The following is a 14639-nucleotide window of genomic DNA, read 5'->3' as shown; positions in this document are numbered from 1 at the left end:
TAGGGCTAACGCGGCGTTGACATCAGTTGAGCCCCCTCTTATCTGTCCAACGACTTTGCGTCCAGAACCGTTTTCCGGGCGCTTTTTGTGTTTGTCCGCGTTTCACGCGGAATTGATGGGGCCGGCCGGCGCTCATCTCAAAATTGAGAATTCTATCGAAAGGACCATCGGATGGTCAGTCTCGGCGGTCTCGCCCGTAAGGTTTTCGGTTCCTCCAACGATCGTCGCGTAAAATCGACCCGGCCGCGTGTCGAGGCGATCAACGCCATGGAAAACGAGATGCAGGCGCTGTCCGACGCCGAGCTTCAGGCCCGCACGGAAAAATTCCGCCAGGATATCGCCAACGGCGCTACGCTCGATGACCTGCTGGTGCCGGCCTTCGCCACCGTCCGCGAGGCATCCCGCCGCGTGCTCGGCATGCGCCCGTTCGACGTGCAGCTGATCGGCGGCATGGTGCTGCACAATGGCGGCATCGCCGAAATGCGTACCGGCGAGGGCAAGACCCTGGTCGCCACCCTGCCCGTTTATCTCAACGCGCTTGCCGGCAAGGGCGTCCATGTCGTCACCGTCAACGACTACCTTGCCACCCGCGACTCCGAATGGATGGGCCGCGTCTACAAATTCCTCGGCCTCTCGGTTGGCGTCATCGTCCATGGCCTGTCCGACGAGGAACGCCGCGTCGCCTACGCGTCCGACGTTACCTATGCCACCAACAACGAGCTCGGCTTCGACTATCTGCGCGACAACATGAAGTATGAGCGCGCGCAGATGGTGCAGCGCGGCCACAATTACGCGATCGTCGACGAAGTCGATTCCATCCTGGTCGACGAGGCGCGCACGCCGCTGATTATTTCCGGTCCGCTTGAGGACCGTTCGGAAATGTACAACACCATCGATGCCTTCATGCTGCAGCTCGGCCCAGCCGACTACGAGATCGACGAGAAGCAGAAGACCTCGATCTTCACCGAGGAAGGCACCGAGAAGCTGGAAAACCTGCTGCGCGCGGCCGGCCTGCTCAAGGGCGAGTCGCTCTATGACGTCGAGAACGTCGCCATCGTCCACCACGTCAACAACGCGCTGAAGGCGCACCGGCTGTTCCAGAAGGACAAGGACTACATCGTCCGCAACGACGAGATCGTCATCATCGACGAATTCACCGGCCGCATGATGCCGGGCCGCCGCTATTCGGAAGGCCTGCACCAGGCGCTCGAAGCCAAGGAGCATGTGGCGATCCAGCCGGAAAACCAGACGCTGGCCTCCGTCACCTTCCAGAACTACTTCCGCCTCTACAAGAAGCTTTCCGGCATGACCGGCACGGCGCTGACCGAGGCCGAGGAGTTCGGCAACATTTACGGCCTCGAAGTCACCGAGATCCCGACCAATCTGCCGGTCATCCGCAAGGACGAGGACGACGAGGTCTACCGGACGGTCGAGGAGAAGTACAAGGCGATCGTCAAGGAGATCAAGGAAGCGCGCGCCAAGGGCCAGCCGACGCTGGTCGGCACCACCTCCATTGAAAAATCCGAGCAACTGGCCGAGCGCCTGCGCAAGGAAGGGTTCAAGGATTTCGAGGTGTTGAACGCCCGCCACCACGAGCGCGAGGCCGCCATCGTCGCCCAGGCTGGCAAACCCGGCGCCATCACCATCGCCACCAACATGGCGGGACGCGGCACCGACATCAAGCTCGGCGGCAACGCCGAGATGCGCATCGAGGACGAACTGGGCGACATGCCTGCTGGTCCCGAGCGAGAGGCGCGCGAAAAGGAAATCATTGCCGATGTCGAGCGCCTGAAGGAAAAGGCGCTAGCCGCCGGCGGCCTCTACGTGCTCGCCACCGAGCGCCATGAATCGCGCCGCATCGACAACCAGCTCCGCGGCCGCTCCGGCCGCCAGGGCGACCCCGGCCGTTCGAAATTCTTCCTGTCGCTGCAGGACGATCTGATGCGCATCTTCGGCTCCGAGCGCATGGACGGCATGCTGCAGAAGCTTGGCCTCAAGGAAGACGAGGCCATCATCCATCCGTGGATCAACAAGGCGCTGGAAAAGGCGCAGAAGAAGGTCGAAGCGCGCAACTTCGACATCCGCAAGAACCTGTTGAAATACGACGACGTCTCGAACGACCAGCGCAAGGTGGTGTTCGAGCAGCGCATCGAATTGATGGACGGCGAAGGCCTGTCCGAGACGATCGCCGAGATGCGCGAAGGCGTCATCGAGGAGATCGTCACCAAGAACATCCCCGAAAACGCCTATGCCGAGCAGTGGAACGTCGCCGGCCTCAAGGCCGAGGTCGCCGAATTCCTCAATCTCGACCTGCCGGTCGAGGACTGGGTCAAGGAAGAAGGCATTGCCGAGGACGACATCCGCGAGCGCCTGACCAAGGCCGCCGACGACGCCGCCAAGGAGCGCGCCGAGCGCTTCGGCCCAGACGTGATGAGCTATGTCGAACGCTCGGTGGTGTTGCAGACGCTCGATCATCTGTGGCGCGAGCACATCGTCAACCTCGACCATCTGCGTTCGGTCGTCGGCTTCCGCGGCTACGCCCAGCGCGACCCGCTGCAGGAATACAAGAGCGAGGCGTTCGAGCTGTTCCAGGCGCTGCTCGGCAATCTGCGCCAGGCCGTCACCGCGCAATTGATGCGCGTCGAACTGGTCCGCCAGGCCGCCGAAGCGCCGCCGCCCGAAGCGCCTGAAATGTTCGGCAGCCACATTGACGGCACCACGGGCGAGGACGATTTCGAGGGTGGCGAGACCGCACTTCTGGTCCGCCAGGAGAGCAACGCCATCGTCGCTCCAGAAGACCGCGATCCGAACAACCAGGCGACCTGGGGCAAGATCGGCCGCAACGAAGCCTGCCCCTGCGGCTCCGGCAAGAAATACAAGCACTGCCACGGCGCGTTTGCCTGATTTCGAAGGCTAGGTCGGCGGGACAGCACCCCCCTCTGGCCTGCCGGCCTCCCCCTCAAGGGGGGAGATCAGCAGCTTCGGCGCCGTAACTTCTTTCAATTTCGACAATTGGCGAAAGCCACAGTGACAGCCAATCTCCCCCCTTGAGGGGGAGATGTCCGGCAGGACAGAGGGGGGTGCGAAGGATCGCGACCTCTCGGTCCAACCCTCGTCAAAACCTCACAACAACCCCGAATCGCGCGCGGTCGCTGTCGCCTCGCCGCGCGACACCGCATCCAGCTTGCCCAGCACCGCCGAGACATGGTGATCGACCGTCTTTGGCGAAATCGTCAATTGCTCGGCGATCCGCTTGTTGGAGAGGCCGCGTTCGATCAGCTGCAGCACCTGCATCTGGCGCAAGGTGAGGCCGGCGAGGTTGGCGCGCGTCGAGCGGCGCGGGCCGCGGGCGATGCCGCCAACGCCGTTCTTGCGCATGATATCGCGCAGGCGCTGGGCTGCCGGCCTTGCCCCCAGGCCGTCAAAAATATCCAATGCCAGCCGCTGCCCCTCGTCGTCGCCGAGGATGAGCGCCAGTCCGCGCTCGTATGGCGCATTCAATTCGGCCCAGAGTGCCGAAGCCGAACGCCAGTCGCCGGTTAGAAGCAGCCGGTATGGTGTCGCCATGTCGGCGGTGTCGCCGGCCGGCATATCGGGAGAGAGCAATGTTCGCCACAGCGCCAGCTCCCCGACATGGGCACGCGAGCGCACCGGCGTTTCGGCGCGGGTGATCAGCGCCAACGCCTCTTGCCTGTCGGCCAGGCCCAGCCATGCCTGCTCCGCCATCAGCGCCGCGTAAGAGCTCAGCATCTGCAGGTCGCCGCCGCTTCCGACCAGGCGCGCCATTTCGGCGAACAGCGGCTCGGCCGAGGGATCGCCGCGCCTCAGGCGCAGTTTCGCCAATGCCAGCAGCGCCGGAAACCGGCCCACGGTGGTTGTCCGCTCATTGTCGATGACATCGCTTGCCGTCGCGGCGGCCTCATCCCATTGGCCCTGGCGCAGCTGCACATCGGCCAGCATGCCCCTGAGATAGTCGCGCCAGGTGCCGAGGTCGTTTTCGGTGCAATAGTGGATCCCGCTCTCGAGCACCGGACGCGCCGCGTCGTAGCTCATCTGGGTGATCTCGAAACAGGCGCGGTTGGTGAAGGCGCGCGCGGCATGTTCCTGGAAATTGCCTTGGAGCGCAATTTCAAGGCTTTGGTCGAGGCGCAGGCGTCCGGCATCCGGGTTGAGCCACTGCTCGACGCAGCCGACATTGTTGAGGGCATGCGAGGCGATGTCGGGACGGTTCATGCGCGCAGCCAGCGCCGCTGCCTTCTCGCCATAGAACAGCGTGTCCTCCACCCTCTCCGACAGCATCGCCAGATGTGAAAGGTTCGAATAGGCCATGGCGAGTTCCGGACCGGCGGGCGCCGCTTCCAGCATCGCCACCGCCTCGGCGCCGAAGGCGGCCGCCGCCTCGCGGTCATCGCCCATTTCGCTCAGCCGGGAGAGCCATCTCAGGCTGTCGCCCTCCTTCAGCCTGTTGCCGTCGGCCTGATGCAACCGGCGCGCCTCGCCCTGCGCCGCAAGCGCGTCGTCGATCTTGCCGATGAGATGGCACTCGAAGGCATGGCTTTCGTAGAGCGCGGCGCGCTCGATCACCGGCAGGCTGTCGGCCTGCTGCAAGGCGATCTCGTAATAGCCGGCGGCATCGCGATGGGCGCCGACGCGCGACGCCTCGCGCGCGGCGATTGGCGCAAGTTCGCGCACCGCCGCCAGATTGTGCGCCTCGACCGCATGATGCACCAGGCGGCCTGTGGAGACGTCGCCATTTTCGAGCAGTGCCGCCAGCGCACGCTGGTTGAACTGCCGCCTGTGCGACGTCGTCAGCATCATTTCGATGGCGCGTCGCGCGATGTCGTGGCGGAAGGCGTAGCCGTCGCCCAGATCGTCAAGCAGGCCGTTGGCGACACACTCGGCCAACTGGCCGGCGCTGGCGACGCCGCACAGGCCTTGCAAGGCCCAGGCGTCGGCGCGGCGCGGAAACACCGACACCGCGTCGAGCATTGCGCGGGCGCCTGGCGACAGCCGTTCAGCCCGCGCCAACACGGCGTCGCGCACGCTTGCCGGCAGCGCCGTTTCGTTTTCCGCCGACAGCAATTCGGTGACGAAGAAGGCATTGCCGGCGGTCGCCCGGTAGATGGCGTCGCCGTCGCGTCCGGCCGCATCGGCGAGCGACAGCACGGCCGCCTCGCTGAGCAGCGGCACGTCCATGCGCGCCACGCTGCCGGTCGGGATTTCGCCAAGGGCGCGGCGCACGCGCATCTGTCCTTCGCTGCGGTCGGTGCGCGCCGTGAGCAACAGCAGGATGTGGGTGTTGGTGATACGCCGGCCGAGGAAGCGCACGAAATCGAGCGTCGCATCGTCGGCCCAGTGCAGGTCTTCGATCACCAGCAGGCTCGGTCCCTTGGCCGCAAAGGCGTCGAGCGCATCGGAAAACAGCGGCAGTCTCTGCCCATGCCGGGCGTCGATTGCGCGCGGCAGCGCCCATTGCGCCTCACGGGCCAGATCGTAGAGCGGCCCCAGCGGATCTGGGATCGACAGGTCCTCGCAAGCGCTGCGCAACATTGCCGCGCTTTGCCCGACACGGGCCGCGAATGCCTCAACAAGCGCCGTCTTGCCGGCGCCGGCCTCCCCGGCCAGCACGGCGATGCGGCCATGGCCGCGTATTGCATCGCCAAGCAGTGTCTCCAGCTGCTGCAGCTGCATCTGCCGTTCCAGAAGCATCATTGTCATCGTCTCACAGGATCGGAGTTTTCCCACCATGGCGGGCCGCTCACGATTAGCCCGTGAAGAAAGCGCCGCAATGTGACTTTGCACACATTGCCGTGCCTCTTTCCACAAAGAACGACGCCAATATAGGGAATCGTCCCGCCAAATATGGGGAATCGTTCCGATGCGCGGGCCGGGCCGGCGTGGTCAACGTCCAGCAGCGCTCCGATCGAGCGTGAACCAATGGAAAAGGAAACCTTCCATGCCTCGCTACCTGATTGAACGCACATTTCCGGACGGCCTCAACATTCCGATGACCGACATCGGCGCCAGCGCGGTGGGCGGCGTCGTCATGCGCAATGCCGAAAAGGGCGTCACCTGGATCCAGTCCTTCGTCACGCCCGACAAGAAGCACAGCTTCTGCATCTACGACGCGCCGACGCCCGAAGCGATCCGCAGCACCGCTCAGAAAAACTCGCTGCCGGTCGACAAGATCACGGAGGTGCGGGTTCTTGACCCTTACTTTTACCTCTGATCCTGCGTTCGGTCGCCACGATGATGAGCATCAAACTGTCCTTCGCGGCCATGGCGAACTGCCTGATGGCCTGCCGCTCGGTGGAATCGGGCCTGTCCTGGGAAAGACCGGCCGGCCAACCTCCGTGCTCGGCCGTCTATGGCGGTTCGCGTCGAAGCTGCCTGCGTATCTGTCTGAAAGGCGGCGCCTGCCGCCGGAAGGCGACTATCTGAGGCGCGACATCGGGCTCTCGGAGCGAGAGATCCCGCATGAGTATTGGCAATACTATTTTTGGGATCGTTGATTTTGCACGGTTTTTAAGGGCTGCGGCCAAAGCCCGGCAACGGAAGCCGCATCGCATGAACCGGGACGGACAAACCAAATCCTAAACCAACGCCGCAGCGTTTCGGGCAGCCTGATCGGCCGCCGTCGCCTTAAGCGTCAACAAACGGACGGAAGACCATGACCATAACTCTTTGGACGACACGCTTCGCGGCTTTCGCCGCCATCTCGATCGCGGCGGGTGCGGCCGCCCAGGCGCACGACGCCAATCCGCTGGCCGAAAAGGTGCGCGCCGCCAACAGCCGCTTCGAAAATGTGGCAGCCGCCACTGCCGAAGGCTATGCCCCCATCCCTTGCGCCAGCGGCATCACCGGCGGCGCCATGGGCATCCACTATGTCAACGGCGCCTATCTCAAGGACGATGCCGTCGATGTCGCCAAGCCCGAAGCGGTGATGTACGAGCCGACGGCCGACGGCAGCCTGAAGCTGATAGCGGTCGAATACATCACCTCGAAGGGCCCGGCCTCGCTCGAAGGCCAGCTGTTCAACTTCAACAGCGCCCCCAATCGCTACGGCCTCGGCCCGTTCTACGAACTGCACGTCTGGGCATGGAAACAGAACCCGACGGGCGCCTTTGCCGACATGAACCCGAACGTGTCGTGCGACGCCATGAAGGGGATGTAACGCCTCACATGTGACACCTCGGGCACCGGACATCCGGTGCCTGGCCATCCCCCTTGGCGGGGGAGGGGCGAGCGAAACGCCGACCGGCTCCCCAGTCTTCCCCGGCGTTCGCTCGCCTTTTATTATGCCCCGGCATACGATGACGCACCTTGCACACGCGGCCGTCCTTGGCCCCTCGGCGCACCCGCACCTGCCCACCCTTTCTTAAGGTGTTTCGGATACATCGAAAGCTTGGAAACAGGCGGAAAACGGAGAGACATCGGGGTGCGCTTTTCCGCGGCGACGACGGCCGGGCGGTTCTTGCCGCAGCGCTTGGCGTTGCGCATGGGGCCGCTGCTTGGCCGGATCGATGCGGTGCTGTTCACCGCCGACGAGCGCGGCGAAGCCGGGCGCATGTCGCTGATCGCCTTTGCCATCCGCATCGTCAGCGCCGTCATCGCCTTCATCAGCCAGGTGCTGATGGCGCGCTGGATGGGCTCGTTCGAATACGGAATCTTCGTCCTCGTCTGGGTGACGATGGTCATCGTCGGCAACCTCGCCTGCCTCGGCTTCCACACTTCGGTGATCCGCTTCATCCCCGAATACCGCGAACGCAACATGCTCGCCGAACTGCGCGGCATCGTGGTCGCCAGCCGCCTGTTCGTGCTGATTGCCTCGACCGCGATCGCCGGGCTTGGCGCACTGGGCGTCTGGCTGTGCGCGAACTGGATCGAGAGCTACTATGTAATGCCCTTCATCCTCGGCCTGTTCTGCCTGCCGATGATCGCCATGGGCGATCTGCTGCAAGGCCAGTCACGCGCCAATTCCTGGGCGTTGTTTGCGTTGTCGCCGACCTATCTGGTGCGGCCGGTGCTGATCCTGGCGCTGATGGCGCTGATGCTGGCAATGGGCTATGCGCCCGACGCCAGGACAGCGATCTTCGCCTCGATCGCCGCCACCTACGCCACCACGCTCGGCCAGCTCATCGGCGTGACCACGCGCATGGGCAGGAATATCCCGTCCGGGCCGATGAACGTGCATTTCGCCGAGTGGTTCATCGTCTCGCTGCCGATCTTCCTGGTCGAAAGCTTCTTCTTCCTGCTCACCAACGCCGACGTGCTGATGGTCGGCGCCTATCTCCAGCCCAATGACGTCGCCGTCTATTTCGCCACCGTCAAAACGCTGGCGCTGGTGCATTTCGTTTATTTCTCCGTCAAGGCCGGCGTCGCCCAGCGTTATGCGCAGTTCACCCATGGCGAACCGGAAAAGCTCGCCGCCTTCGCCCGCGAGACCGTGTCGTGGACGTTCTGGCCGTCGCTGCTGATGGCGCTGCTGGTGCTGGCGCTCGGCGAACCGATGCTGGTGCTGTTCGGGCCCGAATTCACCGACGGCTATCCGCTGCTGTTCCTGCTGGTGTTCGGCGTCGTGGCGCGCGCCGCCGTCGGCCCTTGCGAAAGCCTGTTGACGATGAGCGGCAACCAGAACATCTGCGCCGCCGTCTATGCCATGACGCTGGCCTTCAACATCGGCCTCAACGTGGTGCTGATCCCGCTCTTTGGCCTGTGGGGGGCGGCGATCGCCACCAGCCTCGCCATGGTCTTCGAGGCCAGCGCCCTGTCCTTCACCGTCTGGCGCAAGCTCGGCATCGTCATGCTGATCTTCGTGCCCGCTGCCGAGGAAGCCGCCTGATGGCCGCCATCCCGCTGATCGAGGAAACCAGCGGCGGCCCGGCCGGCGCCATGGTGTCCGGCCTTGCCGGCCTGGCGCGCGACGCCGATCCGGCGCACCTTGAGATCCTCGCCAACAACCGGCCGCTGCGCAAGCTGGCGATCTATCCGGCTTCGGCCGGCTTCGAACTGGTCGAGGAACTCGACTATCTGTGCACCCGCACGATCGAGCCCAACGTTTTCTTCAACCCGCGCTTTCTGGCGCCGGCCATGCCCAGGCTGGAAGATCGCGAGGTCAAGCTGGCGGTGATCCGCGACGGCGACGAATACCGCAACCGGCTGCGCCTGCTGGTGCCGTTCTCGGTCGAACGGCCGGCCGTGCCGCTCGGCGTTCCGGTGATGCGCACCTGGTCGAGCCCGTTCGGCCCGATCGGCACGCCGCTGGTCGACCATGACGACCCGATCGGCGTCGTCGAGGATTTCTTCGGCATGCTGTCGCGGCCGCATCTGAAGCTGCCGAAGGTCTTCGTGCTGCCCGACATGCGCCTCGACGGCCCGTTGGCCAGCGTGCTGGCCACCGTTGCCGAGACGCGCGGCCTGACAATGGTCACCACCGGCAAGGCGGACCGGCCGGTGCTCGAAAGCACCCTCGACGGCGAGGCCTATTTGAAAGCATCGCTGCGCGCGCACCACTACCGCGAATTCCGCCGCCTGAAACGGCGCCTGGGGGATCTCGGCAGGCTGGAACATATCGTGGCGCGGGGACCGGACGAAATCCGCCACGCCATCGAAAGTTTCCTGACGCTGGAGGCGGCCGGCTGGAAGGGCCGCGAGCGCACCGCCATGGCCATCGACCGCTACCGCGCCGCCTTTGCCCGCGAAGCCGTGCACCGGCTGGCCGAGCACGACATGTGCCGCATCCATTCGCTGACGCTGGACGGCCGCACGATCGCCTGCCTGGTCGTCTTCGTCGAAGCCGGCGTCGCCTACACCTGGAAGACCGCCTATGACGAGACGCTGGCGACCTATTCGCCGGGCACGCTGCTGATGATCGAGGTGACCAGGCAGCATCTCGACGACCCCAACATCATGATGACGGATTCCTGCGCCGTGCCCGACCACCCGGTGATGAGCCGGCTGTGGAGCGAGCGCAAGCCGATGGGCTCGCTGGTGATCGGACTGACGCCGGATGCCGACCGCCTCGCCCGCCAGGCCGCCTCGCAGCTGCATCTCTACCGCGAGACCCGCAACATGGCCCGTCTGCTGCGCAACCGCGTGAAGAGTTTGCTGGGACGGCGATAGCCACTGGATCAACGGCAAGACACCAGCTATGGCTCCGGCGGCAATTTCGGCCGGCCTTCACGACAAGCCATCCTGATGATCAGAACCTTTTTGCGTCACGCCGGTCCCCGTGCGGCCTTTTTGCTGCTTGCGCTGCTGCCTGTCCGCGCCTGGGCCGATAGCTGTCCCGAGGATTGCAGCGAGCCCGCGCCGTCCATCAACATCTACAGCCACACCGCCGCCAGCCATCTCAGCCCGGCCACGCTGGGTGCACTGCCGCGCGTCTATGTGCCGAACCGCTCCTCCAACAGCGTCACGGTGATCGACACCATGACACTCAAGGAAGTCGACAGGTTCCCGGTCGGCAGCAAACCGCAGCACGTCGTGCCGTCCTGGGACCTGAAGACGCTCTGGGTCGCCAACAATGGCACCGGCAAGAACGGCAGCCTGACGCCGATCGACCCGATGACCGGCAAGCCCGGCCCGCAGATCGCCGTGGACGATCCCTACAATTTGTATTTCATGCCGGGCGCGGCCATCGTCGTCGACGAAGCCCTGGAGCGGCTCGATTTCCGCGATCCTCACACCATGGCGCTAATGTCGAGCCTGCCGACGCCCACTTGCCCCGGCATCAACCACGCCGAATTCTCGGTCGACGGGGCCTACGCGATCTTCACCTGCGAATACGGCAATGGCGGATTGGCAAAGATCGACCTGAAGAACCAGAAGGTGCTTGGCCATCTCGACTTCTCGAAAATGGGCATGCCGCAGGACATCCGCCTCTCGCCCGACGGCAAGGTTTTTTACGTCGCCGACATGATGAATGACGGCGTGTTCCTCGTCGATGGCGACAGTTTCAAGGAAATCGGCTTCATCCCGACCGGCATCGGCGCCCATGGCTTCGTCGTCAGCCGCGACGGCAAGCGGCTCTATGTCTCGAACCGGGGCTCGCACAAGATGGAGCAGGGCCAGGCAAAGGGACCGGGCAGCGTGACGGTGATCGACTTCGCTACCCGCGCGGTCGTCACGCAATGGCCGATCCCCGGCGGCGGCAGCCCCGACATGGGCAACGTCAGCGCCGACGGCAAACAACTATGGCTGTCCGGCCGCTTCGACAGTGCCGCCTACATGATCGACACGACATCAGGCGCGGTGACCAAGTTTCGGGTTGGCTCAGAGCCGCACGGCCTGACGGTGTGGCCACAGCCGGGGCGGTATTCGCAAGGGCATACGGGGAATATGCGCTAAGTCCGTGTTCGAGGCGCGGCTCGAACGCAAAAGGTCGCAAGGGCAACCGCCCATCGGCCGGGACCCGGAACGAGCAGGGGCTTTCCTTGGAAACCGCGAAGCTGTAGCTCCACACACTGGTTTCGGATACTGCCAGAAGATGAACCTTCGCCGCATCGTCCTCATCGTCGCGCTTCTCAATCTTGCCTATTTCGGGATCGAGTTCGCTGTGGCGCTCGCCATTGGATCAGTGTCCCTGTTCGCCGACAGCATCGACTTTCTTGAAGATGCTTCCGTGAACCTCCTTATCCTGCTCGCACTTGGGTGGTCTGTGCGCTCCCGTGCGCGGGTGGGGATGGCATTGGCGCTCATCCTTCTCATGCCGGGTCTGGCAACGCTCTGGACGGCTTGGGAGAAGTTCAACGTGCCGGTGCCGCCGCAGCCCATCGCCTTGACCTTGGCGGGACTTGGCGCTCTCGCCGTCAACCTGTCCTGTGCCTACATGCTGGCCGCGCACCGGCATCGTGGCGGCAGCCTCACAAAGGCGGCCTTCCTGTCGGCCCGCAACGACGCCTTGGCCAACATCGCCATTATTGCCGCAGGGTTGGTCACGGCCTTGCTCTGGCATTCCGCGTGGCCCGATTTGGCGGTGGGATTGGGGATCGCGGTCATGAACGCCGACGCGGCCCGCGAAGTGTGGGAAGCTGCCCGTGAAGAACACCGTGCGGCGGCCTGAGAGCACGTAGAGCGGGGCTACCGGCCGCCGCTGATTGGCGCTATCGCTGTCATCCTCAGCAGCCGCGGTTGGCTCTGTGTTCGAGGCACTGTTCGAACCCGGAGGGTTCGCAAGGGCGACCGCCCGTCGGCCGGTCAGGCCGCCCCATCGGAGCCCGTGAGCGAAGCGAACTGGCGTGAGATAAAAAATGGTGCCCCTAGCCGGAATCGAACCAGCACTCCTTGCGGAACTCGATTTTGAGTCGAGCGCGTCTACCAATTCCGCCATAGGGGCTCAGGCCCAAAGGCCTGGATGGGCGCGGACTATACGGTTGGAGGCCTGTTCGTCAACTGGCCAAATGCGCCGCCGTGCCCTGCTTGCGGCAAAAGCCCGCCTTTCTGTTTCATGAAGCTCCTGCCATTGTGCGGCGCGGGAAATCTTTCTAGACAGACGCGCATCAACGCGCGTTGCGTGTGGCAACCTGCATCCAGGAGAGCCGATGCTTCGCGGACTTTACGACTGGACCTTGTCGCTGGCGGCCCGCAAATCCGCCGAATGGTGGCTGGCCTTCATCGCTTTCGTCGAAAGCTCGGTGTTTTTCATACCTGCCGACGTCTTGTACCTGCCCATGGCGTTGGCGCGGCCCGAACGCGCCTATCGCTACGCGCTGACCGCTACTGTCGCGTCGGTGCTGGGCGGCATTGCCGGCTGGCTGATCGGTTACTATGCCTACGACACGATAGCACGGCCGATGCTGGAGCACTTTGGCGGCCTTGACGCGTTCGAGAGGTGGCAGTCAGCCGGCACCGGGCTGATGCTGGTGCTGCTCGTCACATCGGGTGCCGCCCACCTGCCGCCGATCAAGGTGGTCACCATTCTGGCAGGCGCCCTCCACGTCAATCTTTTCGTCTTCATCGTCTCCGCCATCCTGGCGCGTGGCGCTCGTTTCCTGCTTCTTGCCTGGCTGCTGCGCCGCTATGGCGAAGAGATCAAGGAATTCATCGAGAAGCGTTTGGGATTGATCGTCGGCGCCGGCGCCGCCGCCCTGATTTTGCTCTATATCGTCGTCAAATACGCCTTCTGACCGCCCAAGGCGGGCGGTGGGTCAGGACTATGCCGGCGGACGGCGAATTCAACGGACGAAACATGACAGCCACGATGACAGCCGATACCGGACGCCAGCGGACGCGCACCGCTTTGTTTCTCGCCGTCGCCATGGCCGCCACGGTCGGCTCCGCGCTCGCCTTCCAGCACATAGGCGGCTACATCCCCTGCCATCTGTGCCTGGAGCAGCGCACGCCCTATTATATCGGCGCCCCGCTGATGCTGCTGGCGGTGATCGCCTCGATGTTCAGCGCACCCGCATGGCTGACGCGCGGCCTGCTTGCCGTCGGCGGCCTGCTGATGCTCTACGGGCTCTATCTCGGCGTCTATCATTCGGGCGTCGAATGGGCCTGGTGGCAGGGCCCGGCCGATTGCACGGCCGGCGCCGGCCCGGTCGACACCGGCGGCAAGGGCGTGCTCGACGCACTCGACAAATTCGTGCCGCCATCCTGCGACAAGGCAGCCCTTCGTATCCTCGGCCTGTCGCTGGCCGGCTGGAACGCCATCGCCAGCTTCATCCTCGCCGCCGTCGCCTTTCGCGGCGCGCTGGCCCGCGATTAATCAAGTGCGAGGTCGCGCCATGCGGCCAGTCTCTAAATGTTGGCACCGCCCCTCATTGCCCTGCCGGGCATTTCTCCCCGTATAGTGACGGGGAGAAAGACGCAGTCATCAATGGTTTCGCCAATCCCGAACGCTGAAAGAAGGGCGCCAAATTTGCAGCCAATTCCCTTCTCCCCGTCACTATACGGGGAGAAGGTGGCGGCAGCCGGATGAGGGGCAGCACCTGACATCGGCGATTGCCCTGGCAAGGCCGATCGCGCCAATCCCTACGGCTCCAACTCCACATCCCAGTAGAGATAATCCATCCAGCTTTCATGCAGATGGTTGGGCGGGAACAGCCGGCCATTGTTGTGCAGGTCGTGCACGGTCGGCTGGTATGGCTTCTGCAGCGGCCACATCTTGGCGTGCGCCGGCATCATGCCGCCCTTCCTCAGATTGCAGGGTGAACAGGCGGCCACGACATTCTCCCACGTCGTGGCCCCGCCGCGATGGCGCGGGATGACGTGGTCGAAGGTCAGATCCTCGGGCGTGCCGCAATACTGGCACTGGAAGCGGTCGCGCAGGAACACGTTGAAGCGGGTGAATGCCGGGTGCCTCGACGGCTTCACATAGGCCTTCAGGCTGACGACGCTGGGCAGCTTCATCGAAAAGGTCGGCGAAGACACCGCATGCTCGTATTCGGCGACGATGTTGACCCGGTCGAGGAACACCGCCTTGATGGCGTCCTGCCAGGACCAGAGCGACAAGGGGTAATAGCTGAGCGGACGGTAATCCGCATTCAGCACCAGCGCAGGAAGCCCATCCGGAGATACGGCAACCGTCACCTTGTTGACCTCCTCGTTCTAGAACCGATCGGCGCGGATACTGTAAGCCCGACATGACAGGGATGTGAAGCGGATTGTCATCAGCCAAAAGCGGCAAAAATGCAGGA

Annotated in this window: 12 protein-coding genes and 1 tRNA gene; 10 read left to right on the top strand and 3 right to left on the bottom strand. The window is 64.2% G+C overall.

Annotated elements, in window-relative coordinates; all coding sequences use genetic code 11:
* Nucleotides 1–171 precede the first annotated feature (171 nt).
* Nucleotides 172–2904: a preprotein translocase subunit SecA gene (gene secA, locus NKL06_RS20560; protein WP_023694004.1), complete on the top strand. Its 2733-nt coding sequence runs from the start codon at nucleotides 172–174 to the stop codon at nucleotides 2902–2904.
* Nucleotides 2905–3123: 219 nt separating this feature from the next.
* Here secA and NKL06_RS20555 read toward each other — a convergent pair whose 3' ends face one another.
* Nucleotides 3124–5712 (bottom strand): helix-turn-helix transcriptional regulator, encoded by a 2589-nt coding sequence (locus NKL06_RS20555; RefSeq protein WP_031208853.1) that lies wholly within the window; start codon nucleotides 5710–5712, stop codon nucleotides 3124–3126.
* 244 nt (nucleotides 5713–5956) lie between these two features.
* Between NKL06_RS20555 and NKL06_RS20550 the strand changes: the two genes are divergently transcribed.
* The 7 genes from NKL06_RS20550 to NKL06_RS20520 all read left to right on the top strand — a co-directional run bounded on the left by NKL06_RS20550 (nucleotide 5957) and on the right by NKL06_RS20520 (nucleotide 12064).
* Nucleotides 5957–6229 (top strand): DUF4242 domain-containing protein, encoded by a 273-nt coding sequence (locus tag NKL06_RS20550; RefSeq protein ID WP_023673765.1) that lies wholly within the window; start codon nucleotides 5957–5959, stop codon nucleotides 6227–6229.
* Nucleotides 6207–6512 carry a hypothetical protein gene (locus NKL06_RS20545; protein ID WP_081725564.1) on the top strand — a complete coding sequence of 102 codons (306 nt, stop codon included), beginning with the start codon at nucleotides 6207–6209 and terminating at the stop codon, nucleotides 6510–6512. The genes NKL06_RS20550 and NKL06_RS20545 overlap by 23 nt, the downstream gene beginning before the upstream one ends.
* 158 nt (nucleotides 6513–6670) lie before the next feature.
* Entirely contained in the window at nucleotides 6671–7174 is a 504-nt protein-coding gene (locus tag NKL06_RS20540) for a hypothetical protein (RefSeq protein ID WP_023694007.1), read from the top strand.
* Between the two features lie 264 nt (nucleotides 7175–7438).
* A complete protein-coding gene (locus tag NKL06_RS20535) occupies nucleotides 7439–8842 on the top strand; it encodes a lipopolysaccharide biosynthesis protein (RefSeq protein ID WP_023694008.1) in 1404 nt (467 codons plus the stop codon).
* Nucleotides 8842–10122, top strand: coding sequence for a GNAT family N-acetyltransferase (locus NKL06_RS20530; protein ID WP_023673759.1), 1281 nt, complete (start codon nucleotides 8842–8844; stop codon nucleotides 10120–10122). Before NKL06_RS20535 ends, NKL06_RS20530 begins: the two co-directional genes overlap by 1 nt.
* A 75-nt stretch (nucleotides 10123–10197) precedes the next feature.
* Nucleotides 10198–11349 (top strand): YncE family protein, encoded by a 1152-nt coding sequence (locus NKL06_RS20525; protein ID WP_023694009.1) that lies wholly within the window; start codon nucleotides 10198–10200, stop codon nucleotides 11347–11349.
* Nucleotides 11350–11488: 139 nt separating this feature from the next.
* The gene (locus NKL06_RS20520) at nucleotides 11489–12064 is read left to right on the top strand and encodes a cation efflux transmembrane domain-containing protein (RefSeq protein ID WP_023673757.1); all 576 of its coding nucleotides are present in this window, start codon (nucleotides 11489–11491) and stop codon (nucleotides 12062–12064) included.
* A 188-nt stretch (nucleotides 12065–12252) separates the two neighbouring features.
* On the opposite strand, the gene NKL06_RS20515 is transcribed toward NKL06_RS20520, so the two are convergent.
* Nucleotides 12253–12337: transfer RNA gene (locus NKL06_RS20515), tRNA-Leu, on the bottom strand.
* Between the two features lie 205 nt (nucleotides 12338–12542).
* Between NKL06_RS20515 and NKL06_RS20510 the strand changes: the two genes are divergently transcribed.
* Both NKL06_RS20510 and NKL06_RS20505 read left to right on the top strand, forming a co-directional pair.
* Nucleotides 12543–13127, top strand: a complete 585-nt coding sequence (locus tag NKL06_RS20510) for a YqaA family protein (protein ID WP_023673756.1) — start codon at nucleotides 12543–12545, stop codon at nucleotides 13125–13127.
* 62 nt (nucleotides 13128–13189) lie between these two features.
* A complete protein-coding gene (locus tag NKL06_RS20505; RefSeq protein WP_023686688.1) occupies nucleotides 13190–13708 on the top strand; it encodes a disulfide bond formation protein B in 519 nt (172 codons plus the stop codon).
* 266 nt (nucleotides 13709–13974) lie between these two features.
* On the opposite strand, the gene NKL06_RS20500 is transcribed toward NKL06_RS20505, so the two are convergent.
* On the bottom strand, nucleotides 13975–14532 hold the full coding sequence (locus NKL06_RS20500; RefSeq protein WP_008874122.1) for an HNH endonuclease: 558 nt from the start codon (nucleotides 14530–14532) through the stop codon (nucleotides 13975–13977).
* Between the last annotated feature and the right edge of the window lie 107 nt (nucleotides 14533–14639).

The sequence above is a fragment of the Mesorhizobium sp. C268A genome (genome assembly GCF_040324475.1).
Taxonomy (GTDB): domain Bacteria; phylum Pseudomonadota; class Alphaproteobacteria; order Rhizobiales; family Rhizobiaceae; genus Mesorhizobium.
Note: the sequence above shows the minus strand (reverse complement) of the source record. Positions and strands in the feature narration are given on the sequence as shown.

What these genes read in the sequence shown, in the direction of transcription:
- NKL06_RS20525 (WP_023694009.1), top strand. Translation starts at nt 10,198, where the DNA reads ATGATCAGAACCTTTTTGCGTCACGCCGGTCCCCGTGCGGCCTTTTTG.
- NKL06_RS20555 (WP_031208853.1), bottom strand. Translation starts at nt 5,712, where the DNA reads ATGATGCTTCTGGAACGGCAGATGCAGCTGCAGCAGCTGGAGACACTG.
- NKL06_RS20520 (WP_023673757.1), top strand. Translation starts at nt 11,489, where the DNA reads ATGAACCTTCGCCGCATCGTCCTCATCGTCGCGCTTCTCAATCTTGCC.
- NKL06_RS20530 (WP_023673759.1), top strand. Translation starts at nt 8,842, where the DNA reads ATGGCCGCCATCCCGCTGATCGAGGAAACCAGCGGCGGCCCGGCCGGC.
- NKL06_RS20510 (WP_023673756.1), top strand. Translation starts at nt 12,543, where the DNA reads ATGCTTCGCGGACTTTACGACTGGACCTTGTCGCTGGCGGCCCGCAAA.
- NKL06_RS20505 (WP_023686688.1), top strand. Translation starts at nt 13,190, where the DNA reads ATGACAGCCACGATGACAGCCGATACCGGACGCCAGCGGACGCGCACC.
- secA (WP_023694004.1), top strand. Translation starts at nt 172, where the DNA reads ATGGTCAGTCTCGGCGGTCTCGCCCGTAAGGTTTTCGGTTCCTCCAAC.
- NKL06_RS20550 (WP_023673765.1), top strand. Translation starts at nt 5,957, where the DNA reads ATGCCTCGCTACCTGATTGAACGCACATTTCCGGACGGCCTCAACATT.
- NKL06_RS20540 (WP_023694007.1), top strand. Translation starts at nt 6,671, where the DNA reads ATGACCATAACTCTTTGGACGACACGCTTCGCGGCTTTCGCCGCCATC.